Origin of the sequence: Nostoc sp. WHI (assembly GCF_015714725.1) — a bacterium.
In the GTDB taxonomy this organism is placed as follows: Bacteria; Cyanobacteriota; Cyanobacteriia; order Cyanobacteriales; family Nostocaceae; genus Nostoc.
On record NZ_WBKM01000006.1, the window covers coordinates 1 to 4,563 of the forward strand.

The 4,563-nt window shown below is 40.8% G+C and carries 5 protein-coding genes; 3 read left to right on the forward strand and 2 right to left on the reverse strand.

Annotated features, from left to right (window positions below; genetic code table 11):
• Both F8S12_RS00515 and F8S12_RS00520 read right to left on the reverse strand, forming a co-directional pair.
• The coding region (locus F8S12_RS00515) for an ArnT family glycosyltransferase (protein WP_196514282.1) at positions 1-584 on the reverse strand (584 nt) is incomplete at its 3' end.
• A 147-nt stretch (positions 585-731) separates the two neighbouring features.
• A complete protein-coding gene (locus tag F8S12_RS00520) occupies positions 732-1,376 on the reverse strand; it encodes a hypothetical protein (RefSeq protein ID WP_196514283.1) in 645 nt (214 codons plus the stop codon).
• A 559-nt stretch (positions 1,377-1,935) separates the two neighbouring features.
• Between F8S12_RS00520 and F8S12_RS00525 the strand changes: the two genes are divergently transcribed.
• The 3 genes from F8S12_RS00525 (at position 1,936) to F8S12_RS00535 (ending at position 4,469) form a co-directional block, all read left to right on the forward strand.
• Positions 1,936-2,268, forward strand: coding sequence for a DUF565 domain-containing protein (locus tag F8S12_RS00525; protein ID WP_196514284.1), 333 nt, complete (start codon positions 1,936-1,938; stop codon positions 2,266-2,268).
• Positions 2,269-2,283: 15 nt separating this feature from the next.
• Positions 2,284-3,342: a glycerate kinase gene (locus F8S12_RS00530; RefSeq protein ID WP_196514285.1), complete on the forward strand. Its 1,059-nt coding sequence runs from the start codon at positions 2,284-2,286 to the stop codon at positions 3,340-3,342.
• A gap of 215 nt (positions 3,343-3,557) precedes the next feature.
• Positions 3,558-4,469: a DUF4351 domain-containing protein gene (locus F8S12_RS00535; protein WP_196514286.1), complete on the forward strand. Its 912-nt coding sequence runs from the start codon at positions 3,558-3,560 to the stop codon at positions 4,467-4,469.
• Positions 4,470-4,563: the final 94 nt, after the last annotated feature.

Genomic DNA, 4,563 nt, shown 5'->3' on the forward strand with positions numbered 1-4,563 from the left:
CTCCCTTCCTTCCCTGCGTACCCTAGAAAGAAACATAACAAAGCTGCTGCCATGCATCCAGTCAGCAGCATATCTGAAACGCCAGTTCTCGCCCAAATAATCGTTTCGGCATTGAACGCCATGAGTGCTGCTGCCACAAAAGCTGTTAAGTAGCGGCGAGTAGGACGTGAAACTTGCTCTAATTCGTCTTGTTTTGCAAAATACCACTGTACGGTGTAAAAAGCCAAACAAATTAAGCCTAACGCTGCGATCGCTGAGGGTAGGCGTACTGCCCACTCATTCACTCCAATAATTGCATAGGCGATCGCCTGACACCAATAAATTAAAGCAGGTTTATCAAAACGAGTGTCACCATTGAAAAATGGAGTAATCCAATCACCTGTGATGAACATCTGGCGGGAAGCTTCTGCAAACAGTGGCTCTGTCTCATCAATCAAGCCAGTGTTTCCCAAATTCCACCCAAAAGCTATCCAGCCAACCGCCATTAACCATAAAATCGACACAGTTACACCAAGGGCTGGATTCTTTGCTATTCTGTTGAACCACTGATCCACAGTGTGCTTAACACTCAATTTCATTCTCATTAGTTAATAGTCAGCAATAACTATTCAATAGTCGTTGGTTATCTATCTTTTGTTCTTCTTCAACGAAATAAGTGTCAAATACTAAGTAATAAATTTTAAATTTAACATTTTTTACTTCTCTACTCAGCACTCAGCACTCAGCACTATCTATTGATTCAACACTAATTGCCATTCTCTGTTTTGGGAATTCCACTTAGGTAATTGAGTTTCTCCGACAACATAGGGGCCCCAGTAACGACGGGAACCATCTTGTGCGAAGGCAACTAAAATATCTCCCTTCTCCAGCTTTAAATTATTCTGAGGTAGCGATAAAGTCAGTCCTTTGTCACTACCTTCTTGGGGAGCAAAATCCCAATGTGCCGGTACATCATAGTTAGTCTGTTTCTGTTTAGTAGCAGAGCTTTTTGCTACCGACTGGCGTGCCAAGAGAGCCAGCCGCACAGGCTGATTTGTTTGATTGCTCATCCGCAAAGTTCCTTGATCCTTGGCTTTTTCAGCCAATTTATCACGATTTGCCAAGACAGGATAAGTATTTTCTGTACTGGTATATTCTACTTGATTGGTTGGGGTGCTTACTGGAGTAGATAGGCTACTAGCGGAGATAGCGTTTTTAGGTAAAACAGGTGTAGATGAAGTTGTCTCCCACTGAGAAGTTTCAGTTGGCAACTGTGAAGATGTCTCTGGCTTTGTGGATTCAAAAGATACGCTCACTCCAAAGCATCCCATCAGAACAACAAGCAGTCCCAAGCAACAAGCTGTAACACCGACGTTACCATATACTGAAGATTTCATATTGATAGTTTTTAGAAATAAATATTTTGTCTAGGCTTGACCAAATAGTAGCCTATCATCACAAAAGCCAATTACACAAAGCAGCCTAATGTAGACTTTCTGAAAATAGAAGAACGAATGTATTATAAATATCATTTTGAGTAGAAAGCGTTTAGAGTAAATAATTCCCCAGATGTTTGACCAATATGGGTTATGGATACTCATTGCTTTCTATCTTGACCGTAGGCTTAGATAAAAAAGAAAACTTAGATACCGAGCCAGCCAATTCATTTGTATAAAAAAATTAAAATTTTCTGAAACCGCCAGCTACCTCAACAAGGCGTACTTTGCAGAACCCTTGGATAAATCTTATAGATATATTTCATCTGGTCTTAAGAGAAGCAGCTTTTTAAGGGCTTGTACTTCCCTAAAGATGATAAAATACGTAAATTTAAATCAACACTACTGGAAGCCCAGCACATATCTACAATATTAACAAATAAGTTTATGTTCAAACTAATATCCTCCTTATGATAGAAATATTTCAAGATGTCTTGACTTTTCGTCAGAAGTCTCTCTAATGCAAAACACTCGTCTCAATAATTTGTTGGATGCCATTGCTACACGTTTGGGGCAATGGTTTTTAAATCCTTGGCGGCGGCTATCGTTGCTGATTATTAGTTTTTTGTTCGGTTTTTTTCTGGGAAACGCAGTTTCTACTACAGCCGGTCAAGAGGGTGTATTAGATATTGTGGTAGCTGCTTTTTTAGTACTGTTGACGGAAATTACCAGTAGGACATTTTATAGTCGCAGCTTTTTGTCAAGGCGATCGCTGTTAATAGACTCACTAAATCTCCTCAAAGTTGGTTTCATCTACAGCCTATTTCTCGAAGCCTTTAAGCTGGGATCGTAAGGAGAAGCGGAACTTATGAATTTGTGGCTGGGTGAAATTTTGGCAACGGATGCGGTGGGGGAAACTTGGCAGCAGCAAGCAAGAGAAGCAGCGCTGGCAGATAAGTTAAGGGCGAGAGCTTTTGGGATCACGCCGGAAAATGTAGGTGAAGTTATAGAAGAGCGATCGCATTTACTAAAATCTATCCTCCCAGCTTTTAGCCAATTCTGCCAAACTACTTTTCACGTAGAACCCAAGGAAATGTTACAAGTATTGTGGGATTTGTGGCTGCCTTTGGGAATCAAACTAGCATCAGGGCACCAACAGTTGGGACGCCCTCTGATTCAGGGAATATTGGGAGGACAAGGCACTGGTAAAACTACAATGTGCAAAATTCTCAGCTTGATTCTCGATCAGTTGGGATACCGGACTCTGAGTTTATCTTTAGATGACTTGTATAAAACTTACAGCGATCGCTTGCTTTTAACACAGCAAGATCCGCGCTTGATTTGGCGAGGCCCACCAGGAACCCACGATATAGACTTGGGTTTAAATGTGCTAGATCAGATCCGCCAGTTGCAAAGTCCGGTTATAGTACCCCGCTTTGATAAATCTGTTTATGGAGGTGCTGGCGATCGCACTACTTCAGAAATAATCACAGGTGTAGATATTGTACTCTTTGAAGGTTGGTTTGTGGGTGTACGGCCAATCGACGCAGATGTATTTGATACTGCACCGCCGCCAATTCTTACAAATGAAGATCGAGCATTTGCCCTTGATATTAATCTTCGCCTCCATGATTATCTACCACTGTGGGAGCGATTAGACAGCTTAATTGTGTTATGTCCCACCGATTACCGCTATTCTTTGGAGTGGCGCAAACAAGCAGAACAGCAGATGATTACTGCGGGTAAATCGGGAATGAGCAATGCAGAGATAGAGCAATTTGTCAATTATTTTTGGCGATCGCTTCACCCCGAATTATTCATCAAGCCGTTGGTAAAAGATGCAACAGCGGTTGATATGGTTATTGAGATTCATGCCGATCATAGTTTTGGTCAAGTGTATTGCGATCGGGCTAATTCGTATAAATAATATTTTTGCACACTCACTTAATACTCGCTCACGAGTCTTTGAACTCCGTCGATGAACCTCAAAGCTTCGTGAATGAGTGAATGTTATTGCGAGGCGATCGCCTACTGCAAGTATTGCGTCCTACGCACCCAGCTAATTTGAACATTAAACTAATTCAACGGTCAAAAGCCAACCTCATATAAAATAATCAATAAAATCGGGTGCAACTTTTAGAGATGGCAGAATATGACAACCTTTGTAAAATCCTCGCGGAAAAGTATCCCCGTGATTTTATTCGTTGGTTATTAAATCAAGAACCGCAAACAATTGAAATCTTAAAAACCGAATTGAGTATTGAACCAATCCGTGCTGATTCGGTGATACTTCTGCAAACAGAAAATCGGATTCTACACCTGGAATTTCAAACTACAATCAAATCTAACGAACCAATTCCTCTGCGGATGCTCGATTACTATGTTCGATTGACACGGAAATATCAAGTTCCGGTTACGCAAGTAGTGATTTTCTTACAAGAGACAAGTAACGAAATCGCTTTTACCGAAGAATATTTCAGCGAAGTCACAACCCACCGTTATCGAGTTATCCGAATGTGGGAGCAAGATTCAGCACTATTTCTGGGCAATCTGGCGTTATTGCCTTTAGCACCATTAACACGAACAGATTCAGCACAAGCGTTATTGTCACAGATTGCTGAGAAAATTGATAAAATTCCAGATATCGAGACAAGACAAAATACTGCTGCTTATACGGAGATATTAGCCGGGTTAAAGTTTGAGAAAGATTTTATTCGTCAATTATTCCGGGAGGAGATTATGCAAGAGTCAGTGATTTATCAAGATATTTTCCAGAAGGGAGAACGAAAGGGAGAGCAAAGGGGAGAGCAAAGAGGAGAACAAAGAGGAGAACAAAGAGGAGAAAAAAGGGGAGAACAAAGGGGAGAGAAGAAGGAAGCATTGAAATATACTTTACGCCTTTTAAATAGACGCTTTGGTGAAATAGATTCATTAATAATTGAACGTCTTCAAGTCTTATCTACTGAACAATTGGAAGGATTAGGAGAAGAGCTTTTAGATTTTTCAAATGTATCTGATTTAATTGCTTGGCTTGAGCAAAATCCAAGCAGTTAAATTCATCTCTAAACAAATGTAGTCAAAGCGATGTCTACGACGGGTTACGCCTACGCACCCTACTACTCGTGGATGAGTCTTTGATACTCGTGGA